General features: G+C 63.5%; 19 protein-coding genes. 12 read left to right on the forward strand and 7 right to left on the reverse strand.

The window, feature by feature from the left end:
* The first annotated feature begins 5 nt into the window (after positions 1–5).
* The 4 genes from ACEN84_RS27730 to ACEN84_RS27745 all read left to right on the forward strand — a co-directional run bounded on the left by ACEN84_RS27730 (position 6) and on the right by ACEN84_RS27745 (position 6112).
* A complete protein-coding gene (locus ACEN84_RS27730; RefSeq protein ID WP_413712438.1) occupies positions 6–923 on the forward strand; it encodes a succinylglutamate desuccinylase/aspartoacylase family protein in 918 nt (305 codons plus the stop codon).
* A 98-nt stretch (positions 924–1021) separates the two neighbouring features.
* Positions 1022–1576, forward strand: coding sequence for a PadR family transcriptional regulator (locus tag ACEN84_RS27735; RefSeq protein ID WP_199628176.1), 555 nt, complete (start codon positions 1022–1024; stop codon positions 1574–1576).
* Positions 1577–1729: 153 nt separating this feature from the next.
* Complete coding sequence (locus ACEN84_RS27740; RefSeq protein WP_413712439.1) at positions 1730–2965, forward strand: efflux RND transporter periplasmic adaptor subunit; 1236 nt, start codon at positions 1730–1732, stop codon at positions 2963–2965.
* A 9-nt stretch (positions 2966–2974) separates the two neighbouring features.
* Positions 2975–6112: an efflux RND transporter permease subunit gene (locus ACEN84_RS27745; protein ID WP_112711075.1), complete on the forward strand. Its 3138-nt coding sequence runs from the start codon at positions 2975–2977 to the stop codon at positions 6110–6112.
* 44 nt (positions 6113–6156) lie between these two features.
* Here ACEN84_RS27745 and ACEN84_RS27750 read toward each other — a convergent pair whose 3' ends face one another.
* Entirely contained in the window at positions 6157–6492 is a 336-nt protein-coding gene (locus tag ACEN84_RS27750; protein ID WP_203430757.1) for a hypothetical protein, read from the reverse strand.
* A 193-nt stretch (positions 6493–6685) separates the two neighbouring features.
* Between ACEN84_RS27750 and ACEN84_RS27755 the strand changes: the two genes are divergently transcribed.
* On the forward strand, positions 6686–7555 hold the full coding sequence (locus ACEN84_RS27755) for an MYG1 family protein (RefSeq protein WP_413712505.1): 870 nt from the start codon (positions 6686–6688) through the stop codon (positions 7553–7555).
* A 41-nt stretch (positions 7556–7596) separates the two neighbouring features.
* On the opposite strand, the gene ACEN84_RS27760 is transcribed toward ACEN84_RS27755, so the two are convergent.
* Together ACEN84_RS27760 and ACEN84_RS27765 are read right to left on the reverse strand one after the other, a co-directional pair.
* Entirely contained in the window at positions 7597–7947 is a 351-nt protein-coding gene (locus ACEN84_RS27760; RefSeq protein ID WP_413712440.1) for a hypothetical protein, read from the reverse strand.
* A gap of 107 nt (positions 7948–8054) precedes the next feature.
* Positions 8055–8210, reverse strand: coding sequence for a LuxR C-terminal-related transcriptional regulator (locus tag ACEN84_RS27765; protein WP_413712441.1), 156 nt, complete (start codon positions 8208–8210; stop codon positions 8055–8057).
* Positions 8211–8402: 192 nt separating this feature from the next.
* On the opposite strand from ACEN84_RS27765, the gene ACEN84_RS27770 reads away from it, so the two are divergent.
* On the forward strand, positions 8403–8780 hold the full coding sequence (locus ACEN84_RS27770) for a response regulator (protein ID WP_112711070.1): 378 nt from the start codon (positions 8403–8405) through the stop codon (positions 8778–8780).
* Between the two features lie 81 nt (positions 8781–8861).
* Positions 8862–8984 carry a hypothetical protein gene (locus ACEN84_RS27775; RefSeq protein WP_281438222.1) on the forward strand — a complete coding sequence of 41 codons (123 nt, stop codon included), beginning with the start codon at positions 8862–8864 and terminating at the stop codon, positions 8982–8984.
* 39 nt (positions 8985–9023) lie between these two features.
* Here ACEN84_RS27775 and ACEN84_RS27780 read toward each other — a convergent pair whose 3' ends face one another.
* On the reverse strand, positions 9024–9911 hold the full coding sequence (locus ACEN84_RS27780) for an SDR family oxidoreductase (protein WP_413712442.1): 888 nt from the start codon (positions 9909–9911) through the stop codon (positions 9024–9026).
* A 98-nt stretch (positions 9912–10009) separates the two neighbouring features.
* Between ACEN84_RS27780 and ACEN84_RS27785 the strand changes: the two genes are divergently transcribed.
* From ACEN84_RS27785 to ACEN84_RS27795, 3 genes are all read left to right on the forward strand, one after another.
* A complete protein-coding gene (locus ACEN84_RS27785; RefSeq protein ID WP_413712443.1) occupies positions 10010–10834 on the forward strand; it encodes a helix-turn-helix transcriptional regulator in 825 nt (274 codons plus the stop codon).
* A gap of 75 nt (positions 10835–10909) precedes the next feature.
* Positions 10910–11404 (forward strand): GyrI-like domain-containing protein, encoded by a 495-nt coding sequence (locus ACEN84_RS27790; RefSeq protein WP_199628172.1) that lies wholly within the window; start codon positions 10910–10912, stop codon positions 11402–11404.
* An 83-nt stretch (positions 11405–11487) separates the two neighbouring features.
* Entirely contained in the window at positions 11488–12183 is a 696-nt protein-coding gene (locus tag ACEN84_RS27795) for a RibD family protein (protein ID WP_413712444.1), read from the forward strand.
* A gap of 3 nt (positions 12184–12186) precedes the next feature.
* Here the strand turns inward: ACEN84_RS27795 and ACEN84_RS27800 are convergent, their stop codons facing one another.
* Positions 12187–13728, reverse strand: a complete 1542-nt coding sequence (locus ACEN84_RS27800; protein WP_413712445.1) for a cation:proton antiporter — start codon at positions 13726–13728, stop codon at positions 12187–12189.
* A gap of 102 nt (positions 13729–13830) precedes the next feature.
* Between ACEN84_RS27800 and ACEN84_RS27805 the strand changes: the two genes are divergently transcribed.
* Positions 13831–15069 (forward strand): flavin monoamine oxidase family protein, encoded by a 1239-nt coding sequence (locus tag ACEN84_RS27805; RefSeq protein ID WP_413712446.1) that lies wholly within the window; start codon positions 13831–13833, stop codon positions 15067–15069.
* Between the two features lie 34 nt (positions 15070–15103).
* Here ACEN84_RS27805 and ACEN84_RS27810 read toward each other — a convergent pair whose 3' ends face one another.
* The gene (locus ACEN84_RS27810) at positions 15104–15862 is read right to left on the reverse strand and encodes an alpha/beta hydrolase (RefSeq protein WP_413712447.1); all 759 of its coding nucleotides are present in this window, start codon (positions 15860–15862) and stop codon (positions 15104–15106) included.
* Positions 15863–15904: 42 nt separating this feature from the next.
* Complete coding sequence (locus ACEN84_RS27815) at positions 15905–17674, reverse strand: cytochrome c biogenesis protein DipZ (RefSeq protein ID WP_413712448.1); 1770 nt, start codon at positions 17672–17674, stop codon at positions 15905–15907.
* Between the two features lie 258 nt (positions 17675–17932).
* Here ACEN84_RS27815 and ACEN84_RS27820 point away from each other — a divergent pair, with 258 nt between their 5' ends.
* The gene (locus ACEN84_RS27820) at positions 17933–18976 is read left to right on the forward strand and encodes an alpha/beta fold hydrolase (RefSeq protein WP_413712449.1); all 1044 of its coding nucleotides are present in this window, start codon (positions 17933–17935) and stop codon (positions 18974–18976) included.
* Positions 18977–19048: the final 72 nt, after the last annotated feature.

A 19048-nucleotide genomic window follows, 5' to 3' on the forward strand; every position in this document is an offset into this window, starting at 1 on the left:
AAGCGATGACCGCCCTGCCAGCCTTGAGAACCGGAAAGCCCCGATCCGAATTCGGCCATATCAAGCCGACGGCGGAACTCGAAATCCCCTATGCAATCATCGAAGGAGCCGAGGCGGGGCCATGCCTGCTGGTCACCGCGGGCGTCCATGGCTCGGAATACTGCTCGATCGAGGCGGCTGTGCGGCTGATGAAGACGCGGCCGGAGGAGATCAGGGGCACGCTGCTCGTCTTGCCGGTCCTCAATGTCGAGGCCTTTCACCGGCGAAACATCTACATCATGCCGCAGGACGGGAAGAACCTGAACCGGATGTTCCCCGGCAAGCCTGACGGCACGACCAGCGAGCAGCTTGCCCACTGGCTGGTCACAGAAGTCTTCCCGAAGGCCGATGCCTATATCGATTGCCATGGCGGCGATCTCGACGAGGGCCTCGAACCCTTCACGATCTTCCCGGCCGGTTGCGAGAAATCGCAGGCGCTTGCTGCCGCATTCGGCATCAAGATCGCGGTCGCAGCCGGCGGTTCGGGCTATACGGTCGATGCCTCTCACAAGCTCGGCATTCCCAGCATCCTGCCGGAGGTCAGCGGCAACGGTCTCTGGGGCGAGACGACGGTGACGCAGATGACCGACGGTATCCGCCGGGTGATGCAGCATATCGGCATGCTCCCGGGCAAGGCCCCGGTAACAAAGCTTGACGTCGTGACCATGTGGGTACCAACCGCATCCGTCAAAGGCCTCTGGTATCCGGCAAAGGATCTCGGCGACCCCGTGATTGCAGGCGAGGTGCTTGGCGAAATCAGGAACGTCTTCGGCGAAACGCTGGCCACCATCCGCTCGGAAAAAGCAGGCTTCATTCTCTACCGGCTGACCAGCCTCTCGGTGAACGAGAAGGAAGCGCTGCTTGGCGTCGGGACACCGGTCTGACGCCCGCGCATCACGGAACCGTCACGCGAGATTAAATTTTCGTCATATATCGCGATATATCTTGATTGCCGATATATCGGGACGATAGGTTCCGCCGCATGACCGGCCGAGACCTGCATTTTTCCGATGATGCCCGCCCTGAAGACGAGCGGGAGGATCACCCCGGGCGCCATCCGCGTGGCGGGCGCGGGCGGCGGCTGTTCGACTATGGGGATCTGCGTCTTCTTATCCTGGCGATGATCGTCGAGCGTCCGGCGCACGGCTATGAACTGATCAAGGCGATCGAGGAGCGTCTCGGCGGCAGCTATTCACCGAGCCCCGGCGTCATCTATCCAACGCTCTCCTGGCTCGACGATATGGGCTACGCCTCGATCACCCTCGAAGACGGCGGCCGCAAGCTCTACCGGCCGACGGCGGAAGGGCGGCTCTTCGTCGATGCCAACAGAAAGCAGATCGACGATATCCTGGCGCGCGCCGTCATCGCCGGTGAGCGTGGTCCGCCGCGCGACGCGCCCGATGAAGTGGTGCGCGGCATGCAAAACATCAAAATGGCTCTGCGGATGAAATTGCGGCAAGGCGCCGTCACCAAGGAGACGATCAGCGCTGTCGCCGAGGCTCTCGATGAGGCAGCCCGCAAGATCGAGCAGAGCTGAGAGCTTGCCGTGCCGCCTGCGCTTTGACGAGCTGCGGCGGGGTGCGGACGAAACCGATTTCGCGGTCCGCCGTTATAGCGGCGGCCGTCATTACAAATCACGAACTGCCTGCATTGCCTCCCAAGCGATCGTCAGGCGACACAGGAGCCTTGAATGCCTATCGCCAAGACCAGATGGCTTGCGAACCTTGGTTATGCCACCGCGCTCACGCTTGCGCTCGCATCCTGCAACGAGCAGGCGCCGCAGCAGCAGAAAGCCGTCGCCGATGCCAAGCCGCAGGTGAGCGCCGTGACGCTGCGTCCGCAATCGGTGACGATCACCGCCGAAGTACCGGGCCGCACCGCCGCATCGCTGATCGCCGAGGTCCGCCCCCAGGTCGGCGGCATCATCCGCGCCCGCAATTTCAAGGAGGGCAGCGAGGTCAATGCAGGTGACGTTCTCTACGAAATCGAGCCGAGCCCCTACCAGGCAGCCTTTGACAGCTCGGTTGCCACGCTTCAGAAGGCTGAAGGTGCGGTTCCGAGCGCCCAAGCGAAGGTCGATCGCTACCAGGGCCTGACCTCTCAGGCCGCGGTCAGCAAGCAGGATCTCGACGACGCCCGCTCGACGCTGGCGCAGGCTCTCGCCGATGTCGCCTCGGCGCGCGCTGCCCTCGAGACCGCGCGCATCAACCTCGGCTATACGAAGATCCGCGCGCCGATCGGTGGCCGCATCGACGCATCGGCTGTCACGGTCGGCGCGCTCGTCACCGCCGAGCAGACGACGGCGCTCGCCACCATCAACCAGCTCGACCCGATCAATGTCGACGTCACGCAATCGAGCACCAATCTTCTCGCCCTGCGCAAGTCGATCGCGGATGGACGGATCAAGACGACGGGCGACAATGTCTCTGTCAACGTCAAGCTCGAGGACGGCTCGAAATACGACAAGCCCGGCAAGTTCGAATTCCTCGAATCCTCCGTCTCGCAGACGCTGGGAACCGTGACGGCGCGCGCGACCTTCCCCAATCCCGACCGGCTGCTGCTGCCCGGCATGTATGTGCGCGCGACGATCGAAGAGGGCGTGGCGCCCAACAGCTTCCTCGTGCCGCAGCGTGCAGTCACCCGCGACACCAAGGGCGATCCGACGGCAATGTTCGTTTCCACGGACGGCAAGGTGCAGCGGCGGACGCTCAGCGTTCAGCGCAGCATCGGCAACAGCTGGCTGGTGGCCGGCGGCATCAATGATGGCGACCGCGTCATCGTCGAGGGCATCCAGCGCGTCAGGGACGGCCAGGATGTCAAGGTCGACGACGTGACGCTCGACGACGCGACCGGCGAGATCAAGCAGGCCGATGCTGCTGAGGCTGCCCCGGTCAAGGAAGCGGCGAACACGCCGGTAACGAAGTGAGGTAAGCCCGTGTCCCGGTTCTTTATTGCCAGGCCGGTCTTTGCCTGGGTCATCGCCATCGTCATCATGCTTGCCGGCATCCTGTCGATCACGACACTGTCGATCTCGCAATATCCGCAGATCGCGCCGACCACCGTGCGCATTTCCGGCACCTATCCGGGTGCCGACGCCGAAACGGTCGAAAATTCCGTCACCAAGGTGATCGAACAGGGCATGACCGGGATCGACAATCTCGACTACATGACCTCGACCTCGCAATCGACCGGTCAGGCCTCGATCTCGCTGACCTTCACCAGCGCCGCCAACCCCGACGTTGCGCAGATGCAGGTGCAGAACAAGCTGCAGCTCGTCGAGGCGCAGCTGCCGCAGAGCGTCCAGAACACCGGTCTGACGGTAACGAAGTCGACCTCGAACTTCCTGATGGTCATCGGCTTCGTCTCGATGGACGGCAAGCTGACATCGACCGACCTGGCCGACTACGTCAACAGCTCGCTGAACGACACGCTGAAGCGCGTTCCCGGCGTCGGCGACACGCAGCTCTTCGGCTCCGGCTACGCGATGCGCATCTGGGTCGATCCGGACAAGCTCGCGAAATACTCGCTGATGGTCAGCGATGTGACGAACGCGATCGAGGCGCAGAATACCCAGGTCGCCGCCGGCCAGCTCGGCGCGCTGCCGCAGCGCAAGGGCCAGCAGCTCAATGCGACGGTGACGGCAAAGAGTCGCCTGCAGACGCCCGAGCAATTTCAGAACATCATCCTGAAGAGCGCCAGCAGCGGTTCGCTGGTGCGGCTGAACGACGTCGCGACCGTCGAGCTCGGCGCCGAGAGCTATTCGAGCTTCTCGACTTATAACGGCAATCCGGCCGCCGGCCTGGCGATCAACCTCGCCTCCGGCGCCAACGCCATCGATACGGCAGAGGCGGTTCAGTCGACGGTCGAGACGCTGCGCGGCACGCTGCCGCCGAATGTCGAGGTCGTTTATCCCTATGACACGACGCCCTTCGTCAAGCTGTCGATCGAAGACGTGGTGAAGACGCTCGTTGAAGCGATCGTTCTTGTCTTCATCGTCATGTTCGTCTTCCTGCAGAGTTTCCGGGCGACGCTTATTCCGACGCTCGCGGTTCCTGTCGTGCTGCTCGGCACCTTCGGCGTGCTCGCCTTCTTTGGCTACTCGATCAATACGCTGACGATGTTCGGCATGGTGCTGGCAATCGGTCTTCTGGTCGATGACGCGATCGTCGTCGTCGAGAATGTCGAGCGCGTGATGGAGGAAGAGGGGCTTTCGCCGCGCGAGGCGACCATCAAGTCGATGGAGGAAATCACCGGTGCGCTGATCGGTATCGCGACCGTGCTTTCAGCGGTGTTCATCCCGATGGCCTTCTTCTCAGGCTCGGTCGGCGTCATCTACCGGCAGTTCTCGGTGACGATCGTGTCGGCCATGCTGCTGTCGGTAGTCGTCGCGCTGATCCTCACGCCGGCGCTTTGCGCCACGATCCTGAAAAAGCCGAAGCACGGTGCCAAGAGCCGCGGCGTCTTTGGCTTCTTCAACCGCAATTTCGACCGTGGCACTCGCGGCTACCAGCGCAGCGTCAGCGGCATCATCCGCAGGTCCGGCATCTTCATCGCCATGTTCCTGCTGATTGCTGTCGCAACCGGCTATCTCTTCACCCGTCTGCCGAGCTCGTTCCTGCCGGATGAAGACCAGGGCATCCTGATCACCAGCGTCCAATTGCCTGTCGGCGCCACCGCCGACCGCACACAGAAGGTGCTGAAGCAGGTGACGGACCACTATCTCAACGATGAGAAGGATTACGTCACCGGCGTCATGGCCGTCGTCGGCTTCGGCTTCGGCGGGCAGGGGCAGAATGTCGGCCTCGCCTTCGTCAAGCTCAAGGATTTCGACCAGCGAACGACGCCGCAGGCGAAGGCTCAGGCCATTGCGCAGCGGGCGATGGGAGCATTCTCGAAGATCAAGGACGCCAATGTCTTCGCTCTGTCGCCGCCAGCGATCCCTGGCTTCGGCAACAATGCCGGCTTCGACTTCTATCTGAAGGACATGAACGGCGCCGGCCACCAGCAGCTCATCCAGGTGCGCAACCAGCTTCTCGCTGCCGCAGGCAAGAGCAACAAGCTCGTCGGCACGCGCCCGAACGGCCAGGAGGATTCGCCGCAATATTCCGTCGATATCGACCAGGAAAAGGCGAGCGCGCTCAACCTCAATCTCTCGGATATCGACACGACGCTGTCGACCGCCTGGGGCGGCAATTATGTCAACGACTTCATCGACCGCGGCCGCGTCAAGAAGGTCTATGTCCAGGCCGACAAGGCGTTCCGCATGCAGCCCGAGGATTTCGACCGGTGGTATGTGAAGAATTCCGATGGCGAGATGGTGCCGTTCTCGGCCTTCGCCGACGGCCACTGGAAGTTCGGCTCGCCGCGTCTGGAACGCTATAACGGCTCGTCCGCCGTCGAAATCCAGGGGGCTGCGGCGCCGGGCGTTTCGTCGGGTGATGCGATGAACGAGATCGACGCGATCGTCGGGCAGTTGCCGGGTGGCTTCACCCACGAGTGGACCGGCCTTTCGGCGCAGGAACGTCTCTCCGGCAACCAGGCAGCGCAGCTCTACGCGATCTCGATCCTCGTGGTCTTCCTGGCGCTTGCAGCCCTCTATGAAAGCTGGGCGATCCCGTTTGCGGTCATGCTCTCCGTTCCGATCGGCGTCTTCGGCGCGCTCGCCGCGGCGCTGCTCTTCGGCCAGAACAACGACGTCTACTTCAAGGTGGGCCTGCTGACGACGATCGGCCTTGCGGCGAAGAATGCGATCCTGATCGTCGAGTTCGCGATCGATCAGCAGAAGTCCGGCAAGGATTTGGTCACGGCGACGGTCGAGGCGGCGCGCCAGCGCCTGCGGCCGATCCTGATGACCTCGCTCGCCTTCATCCTCGGCGTCTTGCCGCTGGCGGTCGCAAGCGGCGCGGGGTCGGGCAGCCAGAACTCGATCGGTATCGGCGTCATGGGCGGCATGATTTCGGCCACCGTCATCGGCGTCTTCTTCATCCCGCTGCTCTTCGTCACCGTCCGTCGCGTGTTCAAGGCGCGGCCGGTGGAAGAGGAGCCCGGCGAGGCCGTCGCCGAGGCGAAGTGATATCAGGGCCTGAGGCGCGCATCGCTGCGCCTCAGGCCAGTCCTTCAGATGTAGCCGGAATGCTCGCCGAACGGCACGTCTTCTTCATCAAGATTGCCGGTGCCGATGCGCTCGCTCTCGCCCGACAGCTTCTCGGCGTCGTCGGTCTGCTCCGGGCTTTCGGAGTGATGCAGATCGAGATGGCGGCTGCCGGCGTCTTCGGCATTACTTTCTGGATGCGGGTGCTCGCCTGACTTCCTGCGGTCCTCAAGCCCCTCGTCGATTTCCGCCTGGCGGCGTGCTGCCCATGCGATTTCGGGTTCTGCCACCGAAATGCTGTGTTCGATGCGTGTTGCGATCGGCGCCGCGGATGCGGAAATCTTCGATATTTTCTCGACCAAACGCGCCTCCGCCAACCGCTGATATCGGGACTATGCCGGAATCGGTACCGATCCGCCAGAGAGTGGGCGGATAGCGATTGAGCTTCAGGCGCTCTGCGGCTATTGGCTCAGGCAACATCTCCCTGTCGAAGGTCTTCACGTGAACATTGAATTTCTGGTCACCCATTCCGGCGGCTTCCATGCCGACGAGCTGATGTCGAGCGTCGTGCTGACGAAGCTGTTTCCTGCAGCCAGGATCGTGCGGTCGCGCAGCCCGGAATGGATTGCACCGGCAGCCGATCGCATCGTCTATGACGTCGGCGGCGCCTTCGATCCCGAGCTTCGCATCTTCGACCATCATCAGCGCGGCGCGCCGGTGCGCGAAGACGGTCGGCCGTTCAGCTCGTTCGGCCTGATCTGGCGGCAGTACGGCATGGATTATCTTGCAGCACTCGGCGTTCCTGCCGAACGGGCGGCTGCGGTTCATGCGGCTTTCGACCGGAAATTCGTGCTGCCGATCGATCTCGTCGATAACGGCGCCATCGACCCGTCGATCGCCGGCGAACTCGCCGGTCTGACGCTGCCTGCGCTTTTCGACACGCTGAAGCCGTCTTTCGATGCGCGCGGCGAGGATGCCGACGAGCGGGCGTTCCATGCGGCGCTCGCCGTTGCCGCGATCTTCGTTGAAGGCGGCATCCGCGTTCAGGATGCCAAGCTTCGCGCCGAGGCGCTGGTGCTGGAAGCGATCAAGACGACGGGCGACAACCGCGTTCTGGAACTGCCGATGGGCATGCCTTTCCGTCCGGCGATCATCAAGGCGGGCGCGGAACATCTGCTCTTCGTCGTCCATCCTCGCGAAAACGACTGGTGCGTTACCGGGATCCGCCGTGCCGACGAGGGTTTCGAGCTGCGCGCCGATCTGCCGGCGGCATGGGCGGGACTTTCGAATGGGGAGCTGGAAAAGGCATCCGGCGTTGCCGGCGCTACCTTCTGCCACAAGGGCCGGTTCATCGCCGCGGCGAAGACCCGCGAGGCGGCTCTGGAACTGGCACGTCTTGCCGTCGAAGACGTCACCTCGGCCTGAAGAGAGGCTGACGTCCCGGTGGGACGTCAGCGATTTCAGAATTAACGGCCGATAACCGGGCAGCCGCGCACATTGGCGAAGCTGATTTCATCCTGCCCGCGGCGCGTCCAGCCCTGGACGATGACGCGGCGCGGCGTGATGTCGACGACGCGTGCACGGCGGAAGCCGAAATCGCGGGCCTTGTCTTCAGCCCAGCGCGGATCGCAGCCGCGCGGCGGACGGCCGTAACCCGGCGGGGGCGGCGGAGGGCGGCGCCAATCCGGCTGCGGCGCAAAACGCGGCGGCGGACGGTCATAGGGATCGTAATACTGCGCGGAAGCGATGCTCGACGTCGAGACGACGCCAGCCACTGCCAGAAGCAGGCCGAGGCCGATTTTCGTAAGATTTGTCATTCAATGATTCTCGTTTTGGGGCAGACAGGCGAAGCTAAAGTAGCGCATCGTGGCGAACTGATGGCCACGCACGAAGCCGCATGCTTTTCAGTGCGGCAGCCTGAAAGTCAATCGATGACGCCCTTGCGCAGGGCGGCCGCAACGAGCGCGGTGTCCTTGTAAACAGCAAAAATGTCCTTCAGGGCGTCGATATGGGTGCGCACCGTGTGCACGGAGCAACCGAGAATCATGGCGATCTCCTGCGCGGTCTTGCCGGCGCTCATCAGCTCGAGGATTTCCTTCTCGCGTTTTGTGACCTGGATCGACATACCCTTTAATATGGTACGCCAGCGGCCGGATTGCACGGCCTGATCGCGCAAATGCGATCAGATTTCATGTTGCGCGAAAATCCCGATCGCCTCGCTTGAAAATCGCCCGGCGCGGGCAATCTCCTCCTGACGCGAGGAGATAGGAACATGAACGTCTTGATTGTCGAAGACGAGGGCTTCATCGCCCTCGAACTGGAACGAATAACCACCGAAAGCGGCCACCGCGCCCTTGGTCCGGCGGCGACCATCGAACAGGCGCTGGCCTTTGCGCCACGGGCGGATGTGGCGCTTGTGGATGTGGGCTTGTCCGATGGAACGAGCGGAACGCAGCTGGCGCGCCGTCTGATCGACCGTTTCGGCATCAGCGTCATCTTCGTGACGGGCGCGCCGCAGGCTGTATCGCAAGGTTTTGATGGCGCCTTCGCCGTTGTCGGCAAACCGTTCAGCGACGAGCGGATCGCCACCGCGCTGCAGGCGGCAGAAGACTGGCGGCGCGGGCATCCGGCCCGGGCGTCTGCGCTCTAGTCTCAATCGCGTGAACGCCTGAACAAACTGAATTGCGTAAGGTTTGATCCGGGCGGGCAGGGCCCCGCTCGGGTGAGGACCATGACATATTCAACTTCAGGCATCCCAATTCAGCGTTACAAGGCGTCGCTGCGCGCCATTCGCCGGGCGCTGCTGGTTGCCAGTGATTTCGGCAACACCGTCTGGCGCGTTTCCGCGCAATAGGAGTCTGCAGCCGGGCTTTGCCGCCCGGCTGCATCAGCTTCAATTGTAGTTCATGGCATCGAGATCGGCGATCAGGCCGGGGCCGGATGGGTGCCAGTCAAGCTTTTCCCGTGTCCTGGCGCTCGAGGCCGGGAAGTCCATGCCGGCGAACATCGCCATCCATCCGAAATAACCGGGTGCCTCCTCGGCGGTGAGCGATTTGACCGGGATGCCGAGACCGCGGCCGAGCGCTTCGGCGATCGTCCGGGCATCGATGCCTTCTTCTGCGACGGCATTGTAGCGCGCGCCGCGCTCGCCCCGTTCGGCGGCGAGGCGATAGAGGCGCGCGACGTCCGAGACATGGCCGGCCGGCCAGCGGTTGCGGCCTTCGCCAAGATAGGCGGCAAAGCCTTTGTCGCGGGCGATCTCGATCAGTGGCGTGATCAGGCCCTGCTTTCGCGTATCATGCACCTGCGGCAGCCGGACCACCGAGACGTTGACGCCCTTTTCGAGCAGCTTTTGACCGGCAAGCTCGGAGGTAATGCGCGGGTTGGGATGGCTGGTGTTGAAGACGTCTTCGCTCGCCAGTTCGCCGAATTCGGCATTGCCCATGCCGGTCCCTGATGTGATCAGCAACGGGCGGTCGGAGCCTTCGAGGGCATCGCCGAGCGCCGCGATCACACGACCGTCCTTCTCGCAATTTGCGACGAAGCGCGAGAAGTCGTGGTCGAAGGCCGTATGGATGACGCCGTCGGCTTCGAGCGCGCCGCGGCGCAGGCTGTCGGGTTCTTCCAGCGTGCCGAAATAGGCGGTTGCCCCCGCGGCTTCGAGCGCCCGCGCCCCGTCATCGGAGCGCGTCAGGCCGACGACCTCGTGGCCGGCACTGATGAGTTCGGGCACGATGGCCGAACCGATGAAGCCGGTTGCTCCTGTCAAGAAAATGCGCACAGCATGTCTCCTCATGTTTGATCTGCGCCCATTATCGGCTACTATCCATCCTGTTAAAGTAGTGACTTTATCCTAGTATAATCGCTAACAGGATCGCCATGCCGATCAACAATGCAGGTTCGCTCGCCGCTTTTCTGAAGGATCGCCGTACCCGGCTCGACCCGGCCGCGTTCGGCTTTTCCGGCCGCCGGCGCACACCGGGATTGCGCCGTGAGGAGGTGGCGCAGCGCGCCAATATCAGCCCCACATGGTACACCTGGCTGGAGCAGGGGCGCGGCGGCGCGCCGTCTGCCGACGTCCTGAACCGGATCGCGGCCGGGCTGATGCTGACCGAGCCGGAGCGCGAGCATCTCTTCATGCTCGGCCTCGGCCGTCCGCCTGAAGTGCGCTACACGCCCGTCGAAGGTGTGACGCCGCGGCTGCAGCGGCTACTTGACTCGCTCGATTCCAGTCCCGCCTTCATCAAGACGGCGATGTGGGATGTGGTCGCCTGGAACCGTGCTGCCGCCGTTGTCCTGACCGATTACAGCACGATCCCGCCGGAGCAGCGCAACATCCTCCGGCTGATCTTCTCCAATCCTGCGATCCGCGCCAAGCAGCACGATTGGCAGACGCTCGCCGGCTTCGTCGTCGCGGCATTTCGCGCCGATGTGGCGCGCGCCGGGGCGGGCTCGGAAGTCAGCCGTCTGGTGGAAGAGCTTTCGGCCTCCAGCCCCGATTTCGCCCATCACTGGAAGGAGAATGACGTCCGCATCCATGGTGACGGGGTCAAGCGGTTGCAGCATCCGAAGCTCGGCCCGATCGAGCTCGAATATTCCGCCTTTTCCGTCGATGGCCGGCCGGATCTCGGGCTGGTGATCTATCACCCTGTTGATCCCGCCACCGCGGACCGGATTCGCAAGCTCGCCAACGGGCAGGAGTGAGCGGCGCAAAAATGCGGCACCCGTGTCGGATGCCGCCGGCACCAGTCGTCCTTGTCTGGAATAGAGGAGGACGTCATGCTCACATTGCCACGCCAGACGGAACGCGGCCCGCAGCGCTATGTCGCGGTGCGCCGCAAGGTTACGATGCCTTTCGGAGACGCCGTCGGCCCGGCCTTCGGAGAATTGTTCGCCGCATTCGCGAATGCCGGCGTCGCCGCCGACGGAATGGAGTTCATCAAATATAACCTGATCGACATGCCTGACCTCGAGATCGAGATAGGGATGACGACGGATGCGGCCATCCCGCTGTCCGGCGCCTTGATGGAAGGCGAGTTGCCGGGTGGGCGCTATATCGAGACGACCTATACCGGCCCCTATGACGATCTCTATGAGGTCACGGCGATGCTGATCGGTTGGGCAAAAGAGCGCGGCATTCGCTGGGACATGGAGGAAACGTCTGAGGGAGATCGCTTCGCAGCCCGGCTGGAACACTATCACAACAACCCCGTCGATGAGCCCGATCCGGCGAAGCTGCGCACCACCTTGCTGTTCAAGCTCGCCAGCGGCTAGGATCATGTCCGGGATCGCCAAGGCTCTGAACTTTCGCCGTTATCGGGCGTTTCCCCGAACGCTTTTCGAATCGAGGAAACCTGATGAAGCCGCATGTGACCTGCCTGATGATGTCTTCCATAGACGGTGGCCTGCACCCGAGCACCTGGACCGACAATCCCGATGCCGGGCGCAAGGAGTGGTCGTCGATCTATGAGGAGACGCATGAGGCGCTGCGGGGCGATGCCTGGCTCGTCGGTCGCATCACGATGGCGGAGATGGCGAAGGGTACGCCTCATCCGCCGGCTGTTGCCGGCGACGTCAAGCGTCCGTTCCATTTCGCCCGGAAGGATGCGCCGGTCTATGCGATCGGTGTCGATCCCGGCGCGAAGCTGCATTTCAAAGCGCCTGACATCGGCGGCGACCATGTCGTCGTGCTGCTCGGCAGTGGCGTCAGTGACAGCCATCTGGCCGAACTGGCGGGCGACGGCGTTTCCTACATCGTCTCTGATAGTCCGGCGATCGATCTCAGGGCGGCGCTTGAGACGCTGCATAGCGAGCTCGGAATCGAGCGCCTGCTGCTTGAGGGCGGCGCAGGCATCAATGGCAGCTTCCTCGCCGAGGGTCTAGTCGACGAGATCTACCTGCTGTTGGCGCCGGCGATCGATGCCACCGGCGGACAGGCGATCATCGCCTTCGAGGGTGGATTGAAGGGCAAGGTGCAGCTCTCGCTGCAATCGGCCAAAGCGCGTGAACACGGTGTCGTGGCATTGCGCTACAAGGTGCAGTCACCAGGCTGAGCGTCAGCTCTCGGTGATCCGCCGCTCTTCGTCGGTGCCGACGGAGAGCTGCTTCCAGTCGAGGTCTTCCTGCAGCTCGAGATATTGCGTCGGGCCGATCTGGTCGGCATCGCGCAATTCTTCGAGACGTTGGCGCTGGGCGATGACGACCGCCATCGCCAGGTTTCGGCGCCGGTCGGAGGGTGTTCGGTCGGGCTCTCGGGACGCTCGGGCGTGATGATCCTTGTAGACGGAGCGCAAGGCGTCGGCCTCGGCGCCGGTTTCCGGTTCCAGCCGGGAAAGTGCTGCCTCGGCTAGCGATTTGCGGGCGGCCTCCAGCTCTTCCTGCACCTCGCCCTGACGGCCGAGCTTCAGGAAGTGGATCATTGGCGCCAGCGTTGCACCCTGGATCACGAGCGTCGCCAGCACTACCGAGAAGGCGGTGAGGACGACGAGATCGCGATCCGGAAAATCGGCGGGCAGGGCAAAGGCGGTCGCGAGCGTCACCAGACCGCGCATGCCGGCCCAGCCGACCAGCAGCGTCTCGCCGCGATTGAAGGGCGCCAGCACATGGCCGCGCCGGTGGCGGTGGGCGACGAGCGCATGAAACAGGAATGCCATCACCAGCCGCGTTGCGATGATCGCCACGACGACGATTGCGGCGAAGCTGACTGCACGCTCCAGATCAGCCGCCGACATCGCGGCAACGATCCGGCGCGCCTGAAGGCCCATCAGTAGGAAGGCGACGACGTTGAGCAGAAAGACGACCGTCGTCCAGACAGCGAAGGAATGGACGCGCATGCGTGGCGAGTCCTCGACCGTCGCCAGCGTCGCGATCGTCATGGCGCTGGCGACTGTCGCGAGCACGGCAGAGAGATGAAGGTGCTCGGCAATCAGCCAAGTGGCGAAGGCATAGACGAATTGCAGAAGCGTGCCGCCGACTGTGTTTTCGGTGACCGGCCTGAGGCGCGAGACGAGAAAGCCGAAGGCAATGCCGAAGAGGATGCCGCCCGGCGCCGCAAAGCCGATCCGCAAGGCAGTTTCCGTATCGAGCCCGCCGCGCGCTTGAACCGTCAGCGCCGCGCCGAACAGCAAGAGCGCCGTCGCATCGTTGAACAGGCTCTCGCCCTTCAGCAGCGCATCGACGCGCCGCGCCACCGGCAGGTTGGAGAGCACGGCGGTCGCGGCGGCCGCATCCGGCGGTGCCACGATGGCGCCGAGCGTCACGGCGACTGCAAGCGGCAGGCCGATCGTGAAGGCATTGATGGTGACGACGACGCCTGTCGTGACCAGGATCGCGACGACGGCATAGAAAAACAGCGGCAGCAGCATGCGCTTGGCCGCGCCCAGCGGGAAATCATAGGCGGAATCGATCAGCACGGGGGCGATGAACAATGCCAGCGCCGTCGGCGGATCGATCGGGATCGTCGGGGCGCCCGGCAGCATCGCGACGCCGACGCCGGCAGCGGCCAGGATGCCCGGATAGGGCAGGCGCATGCGCCGCGTGACCTGCAAGAGCAGGATCGCAACCGCAAGCAGGGCGACGAGCGTTTCGAAGAAGGTCATGGCGCATAGTAGCAGCGTTTTGGCTGCGTTGAAGCCGGTCGCCTTCCTATGTAAAGTTTGCACCATATCAAGGCGATGGCATCTCGCAGAAGCGGAGCGGTGATGGATTACGATGTGGCGATTGTCGGTGCAGGGGCTGCGGGGATCGCTGCCGCGCGGACGCTCGTGGCCGCCGGCCATTCCGTCGTGCTGCTGGAGGCGAGCGACCGCGCCGGAGGCCGTGCCTGGACGATCGAGCTTGCCGGCATGCCGCTCGACATGGGCTGTGGCTGGCTGCACTCCGCCGAGCGCAATCCGATGGTGACGATCGGCAAGCAAGCCAATTTCACCATCGAGCAGGGGCCGACGGCCTGGAAGACGCAGTGGCGCGATCTCGGTTTTCCGCCCGCCGACCAGACGGCGGCGGAGGCCGCCTGGAATGCTCTGGACGAGCGCTTGAAGTCGGATCCTCCGGCGAGTGACCGGGCTTCAGACGCCCTGGAGCCGGGCGGGCGATGGAATGCCTATTGCAACTCGCTCAGCGGCTATATGAACGGCGCGGCGCTCGACCGGCTGTCGATCACCGATTTCCTCGCCTATGACAATGCCGCCTCCAATGCGAACTGGCGGGTGCATGAAGGCTATGGAAGCCTGATTGCGGCAGCCATGCCGAAGGCCGAGCTTCGGCTCTCGACGCCCGTCCGCCGCATTCTCCTCGATGGACAGGGTATCAGGCTGGAAACGGATAGAGGTGCGATCGCAGCCCGTGCGGCAATCGTCACGGTCTCGACCAATGTGCTCGCGGGCGGGGCGATCGCCTTTGGCGCCGGAGCTGACGACCACCTCCATGCCGCAAGCCAGCTGCCGCTTGGTCTCGCCGACAAGCTGTTTTTCGAACTCAAGGGAAATCACGGTTTTGAGGCGGAAACGCATCTGCTTGGCGATCCCCAGAACCCGGAGACCGGCAGCTACTATATCCGTCCGCTGGGGCGGCCGCTGCTCGAAGGGTTCTTCGGCGGAACGGGTGCTGTGGTCATCGAGCGCGCCGGTCTCCTCGATGCCTTCGCCTTCGCGCTGGAGCAACTCTCGTCACTGCTCGGAGGCGGCATCCGTAAACACCTGCTGCCGCTTGCGGCATCGTCCTGGTGCCGGACGGATTGGATCGGCGGCTCCTATAGCCACGCCCTGCCCGGGCAGGCGAGCCAAAGGCAGGTGCTGGCGCGGCCGGTCGGCGACCGGCTGTTTTTTGCCGGCGAGGCGACGCACCGAACCGATTTCTCCACGGCGCATGGCGCATGGGAAAGCGGCATACGCGCCGCTCGCGAGGCCGGTGAGATGCTCGCCCATCCTCCAGTGAAATGAGAAGTGGCGGGCTGTTCACCCGCCGCCCCACCATTTACTTACCTGCCTCTTTCGCAGCCTCTTCAATCACTTCCGCGACTTTCTGCGCTTGCGATGCGAAGACGGCGTGGCTCGCCTTGATCTCCGTCACCTTGCTCCCGGCGCGCTTCGCCATATCCCGCTCCAGGTCGGGATTGATGGAGCGATCTTCTGTCGCGACGACGGTCCAGCTCTTCTTCGCGCGCCAGGCGGGATCGGCGATCTTGGCGGTAAAGGCTTCCTTGGCGGCGAAGACCTGGGACTTTGCCATGAAGGCTGCCTCGTCCTTCGGCAGGTCGGCGGCAAAGTCGGCGGCGAAGGCCGCGGGATCGAGGTAGAGATACTTGCCGTCCTTGGTCTCCCTGATGTTCATGCCGCCCGCCGGTTTCGAGCTTGCGAGGCCGATCAGACTTTCGCCCTTGTCCGGCTGGAAAGCGGCGACATAGACGAGGCCCGCGACATCGGACCGGTTTCCTGCTTCGGTGATGACCATGCCGCCATAGCTGTGGCCGACGAGGAGGGATGGACCGCTCTGCAGGTCGAGGACGCGGTTGGTGGCGGCGACGTCGTCGGCGAGCGAGGTGATCGGCTCCTGGACGATGGTGACGTTGAAGCCGCGCTTTTCGAGGATCTCGGTGGCCTTCTGCCAGCCCGATCCGTCAGCGAGAGCGCCGTGGACGATGACGATATTCTTGATCTCGGCCGCCTGGGCGGTGAAGGCGGCGGCGCTGATTGCGAAGGCGAGAGCGACGGTGGAAAGCGTGCGGTTGGTCATGGAAGAAACTCCTTTTTTGGGTTGGGAAATGCGGATTGATGGTCAGCCGAAGGTGAAGGCGTAGGCGGCGACGCCGGGATCGAGGAAGCGGATTTCGAAGTTGCGAGCCTCGACCTCGCCGCTCTGCCGGATGAGCTGGTAGAGCTTTGTCGACGTGACGATGCCGTTGCCGCTCTCGTCGATATCGGTGCCATGATTGGCGCCCGGCGCCTTGCCGTCGACGGTCACCTGGAAACGAACCGGCTTGCCGTCAGCTCCGGGTCCGAGCACAAGATGCAGGTCGCGGGCGCTGAAGCGGTAGCTGATGCCGCCATCGGCGGCATCGAGGCTGGCGGCTTCCGGACCCACGGTCCAGCGCCCTGAAAGGCTCCATTCGTTCAGGCCGAGGGAGCCTGCGCTGTAGTCGTGCGGGGCGTCCGCTGCGAGACCGCCGGGGGAAGCGAAATTCGAGGCCTGCTGGTAACCGATATAGGTCTCGCCGGAGCGGACATGACGCAGGTCCGGGCTTGCCTCGGCGCCCTTGGCATCGGGTGTGACGGCGGCGCTCGAAGCCATCTGGCTTCCGGCCTCGTGCAGCAGGTCCTGGATTGCCTTTTCGGTCTGGCGGTAGTTGCCCTCGCCGAAATGGGTGTAGCGGATCTGGCCGTTGGCATCGATCAGGTAGTGGGCCGGCCAGTAGTTATTCTGGAAGGCGCGCCAGATCTTGTAGTCGTTGTCGATGGCGACGGGATACCTGATGCCGAAATCGCCAACCGCCTTGCGGACATTGTCGATGTTCTTCTCGAAGGCGAATTCCGGAGCGTGGACGCCGATGACGACGAGGCCCTTGTCTGCGTACTTCTCGGCCCAGGCGCGGACATAAGGCGTGGTGCGGATGCAGTTGATGCAGGAATAGGTCCAGAAATCGACGAGCACGACCTTGCCGCGAAGTGCTTCCTTAGTGAGCGGCCCGGAATTCAGCCACTGCACGGCGCCATCGAGCGACGGGGCAGGGCCTTCGACCGGCAGATCGCTCTTGAACGGTTGCCCTGTGTCGGCGACGGTATCGATCATCGCGCCGTTGCTGGCAACTTCGGGACCAGACTGCGGCTTGACGTGCAGACGGTCGAGGACGGCCTGTTCCAGAGTGGTGGTGCTGGCATAGGAGAAGCGCGACAGCAGGCTGGTATCGAGACCGAGCGCAATGACGGTGACACCGGCGAGAACGGCAGCACCCAGCGCCTGGCGGATCCGCTCGCTGACGCCGAGCGACCGCTTCATGGCAGCAAAGACACGGCCACCGACGAGAAGTGCTGTCGCAAGCGAGCTGGCCGCACCGGCGGCATAGGCAAGCAACAGAAAGGTCGTCTGCAGATTGGCGCCCTGGAGGGCAGCACCCGTCAGTACCAGGCCGAGGATCGGCCCGGCGCAGGGCGCCCAGAGCAGGCCTGTCGCAACACCGAGAAGCAGTGAGCTTGCCGGAGAGGCGGTGGCGCCATTGCCCGAGGCATTGAGCAGCCTGTTGCCGAAATCGACGACGGGCTGGGTGATGCCGCCCGCAACGCGCGGCGAGAGCAGGCTGATGCCGAAGATGGCGAGCAGCAATAGAGCGGCAAGCCGTCCATATTCATTGGCGTTGATCGCCCAGCTGCCGCCGACGGCGGCGAGTGTGGCGACCAGCGCGAAGGTGCCGGCCATGCCTGCCAGCATCGGCAGCGTGCTTCTGAAGAAGGGCTGGCCGGCGCGGGCGAAGACGAAGGGCAGGATGGGGAGGATGCAGGGGCTGAGGATCGTCAGCGCGCCTCCGAGATAGGCAATGATGAGAAGCGTCATGGTCGGTTCCTTCCGCTTGGTTGCTCGTGGCCTTTGCCAGCGATGCCGCGAAACTGAAGGGGCGACGTATCCCGGGTGTGTCTGATATCCGGCAGAAATGTACCGCAATGTAGCGGGCTGCAGCGAATTGTATCGGAATGTATCTGCAGGCCTCCAGGCTACAAAGGCATGCACAAAACCGTCGTTCGCGACACATCGGGGATACATCCGGACTGTCTTTTGCCCATCATCAACAGTTCAGGAAACGGAGAGAAAACAATGTCCGAAGAAATCAACCACCAGCGCCGCCGCTTCTTCGGCGTGGCCGCCATGACCGTAGCAGCCGTCGAGTTCGGTATCGGCAGCGTCGCAAGTGCTGCGCAGGCTGCAGCGCCGGCTTCGCCCGCCGTCAAGGCAGGCGGCAACGGTTTTTCAGCCTTGAAGCAGATCCGCGCCGGCGTGCTTGATATCGGCTATGCCGAGGAAGGTCCCGCCGATGGTCCGGCCGTCCTCCTGCTGCATGGCTGGCCCTATGACATCTACAGTTTCGCCGATGTGGCGCCCCGTCTTGCCGCCAAGGGCTACCGGGTGATCATTCCCTATCTGCGCGGCTACGGCACCACCCGTTTCGTTTCGGAAAAGACCAAGCGTAACGGCCAGCAGGCCGCACTCGCCGCCGACATGATCGCGCTGATGGATGCGCTTCATATCGAGAAGGCGATCGTTGGCGGTTATGATTGGGGCGGCCGCACCGTCAATATCATGGCGGCCCTCTGGCCGGAGCGCTGCAAGGCGATGGTCTCGGTCAGCGGCTATCTGATCGGCAGCCAGGAAGCCAACAAGAAGCCGCTTCCGCCGAAGGCCGAGCTTGCCTGGTGGTATCAGTTCTATTTCGCCACCGAGCGTGGCCGTCAGGGTTACGATGCCAATCGCCGCGAGTTCTCGAAGCTGATCTGGCATACCGCATCGCCGACCTGGAATTTCGACGACGAAACCTTCAACCTCTCGGCCGACGCTTTCGACAATCCCGATCATGTGGCTATCGTTATCCACAATTACCGCTGGCGCCTCGGACTGGTGAAGGGCGAGGCAAAGTACGATGCCTATGAGGCCGTGCTCGCCAAGGGTCCGGTCATCTCGATCCCGACCATCACCATGGAAGGCGACGCCAATGGTGCGCCGCATCCGGAACCCTCGGCCTATGCCGCGAAGTTCTCGGGACGCTATGAGCACCGCACGATCTCGGGCGGTATCGGTCACAATCTGCCGCAGGAAGCGCCGGAAGCCTTCGCGCAGGCGATCCTGGATGTTGATCGTTTCTAGATCGAATGTAGGGTGTCACGAATCCCGCACCATCCTGCTGCCCGAGATGTCAGTCGGACGGTGCGGATTGCC

The sequence above is a fragment of the Rhizobium sp. Rhizsp82 genome, assembly GCF_047325115.1.
Lineage (GTDB): Bacteria > Pseudomonadota > Alphaproteobacteria > Rhizobiales > Rhizobiaceae > Rhizobium.

Coding starts and splice junctions, on each gene's coding strand:
- ACEN84_RS27800 (WP_413712445.1), bottom strand. CDS start 13,728: ATGACCTTCTTCGAAACGCTCGTCGCCCTGCTTGCGGTTGCGATCCTG.
- ACEN84_RS27810 (WP_413712447.1), bottom strand. CDS start 15,862: ATGACCAACCGCACGCTTTCCACCGTCGCTCTCGCCTTCGCAATCAGC.
- ACEN84_RS27790 (WP_199628172.1), top strand. CDS start 10,910: ATGCTCACATTGCCACGCCAGACGGAACGCGGCCCGCAGCGCTATGTC.
- ACEN84_RS27765 (WP_413712441.1), bottom strand. CDS start 8,210: ATGAGCGCCGGCAAGACCGCGCAGGAGATCGCCATGATTCTCGGTTGC.
- ACEN84_RS27785 (WP_413712443.1), top strand. CDS start 10,010: ATGCCGATCAACAATGCAGGTTCGCTCGCCGCTTTTCTGAAGGATCGC.
- ACEN84_RS27740 (WP_413712439.1), top strand. CDS start 1,730: ATGCCTATCGCCAAGACCAGATGGCTTGCGAACCTTGGTTATGCCACC.
- ACEN84_RS27760 (WP_413712440.1), bottom strand. CDS start 7,947: ATGACAAATCTTACGAAAATCGGCCTCGGCCTGCTTCTGGCAGTGGCT.
- ACEN84_RS27735 (WP_199628176.1), top strand. CDS start 1,022: ATGACCGGCCGAGACCTGCATTTTTCCGATGATGCCCGCCCTGAAGAC.
- ACEN84_RS27775 (WP_281438222.1), top strand. CDS start 8,862: ATGACATATTCAACTTCAGGCATCCCAATTCAGCGTTACAAGGCGTCG.
- ACEN84_RS27820 (WP_413712449.1), top strand. CDS start 17,933: ATGTCCGAAGAAATCAACCACCAGCGCCGCCGCTTCTTCGGCGTGGCC.
- ACEN84_RS27815 (WP_413712448.1), bottom strand. CDS start 17,674: ATGACGCTTCTCATCATTGCCTATCTCGGAGGCGCGCTGACGATCCTC.
- ACEN84_RS27730 (WP_413712438.1), top strand. CDS start 6: ATGACCGCCCTGCCAGCCTTGAGAACCGGAAAGCCCCGATCCGAATTC.
- ACEN84_RS27805 (WP_413712446.1), top strand. CDS start 13,831: ATGGATTACGATGTGGCGATTGTCGGTGCAGGGGCTGCGGGGATCGCT.
- ACEN84_RS27795 (WP_413712444.1), top strand. CDS start 11,488: ATGAAGCCGCATGTGACCTGCCTGATGATGTCTTCCATAGACGGTGGC.
- ACEN84_RS27770 (WP_112711070.1), top strand. CDS start 8,403: ATGAACGTCTTGATTGTCGAAGACGAGGGCTTCATCGCCCTCGAACTG.
- ACEN84_RS27755 (WP_413712505.1), top strand. CDS start 6,686: ATGTCGAGCGTCGTGCTGACGAAGCTGTTTCCTGCAGCCAGGATCGTG.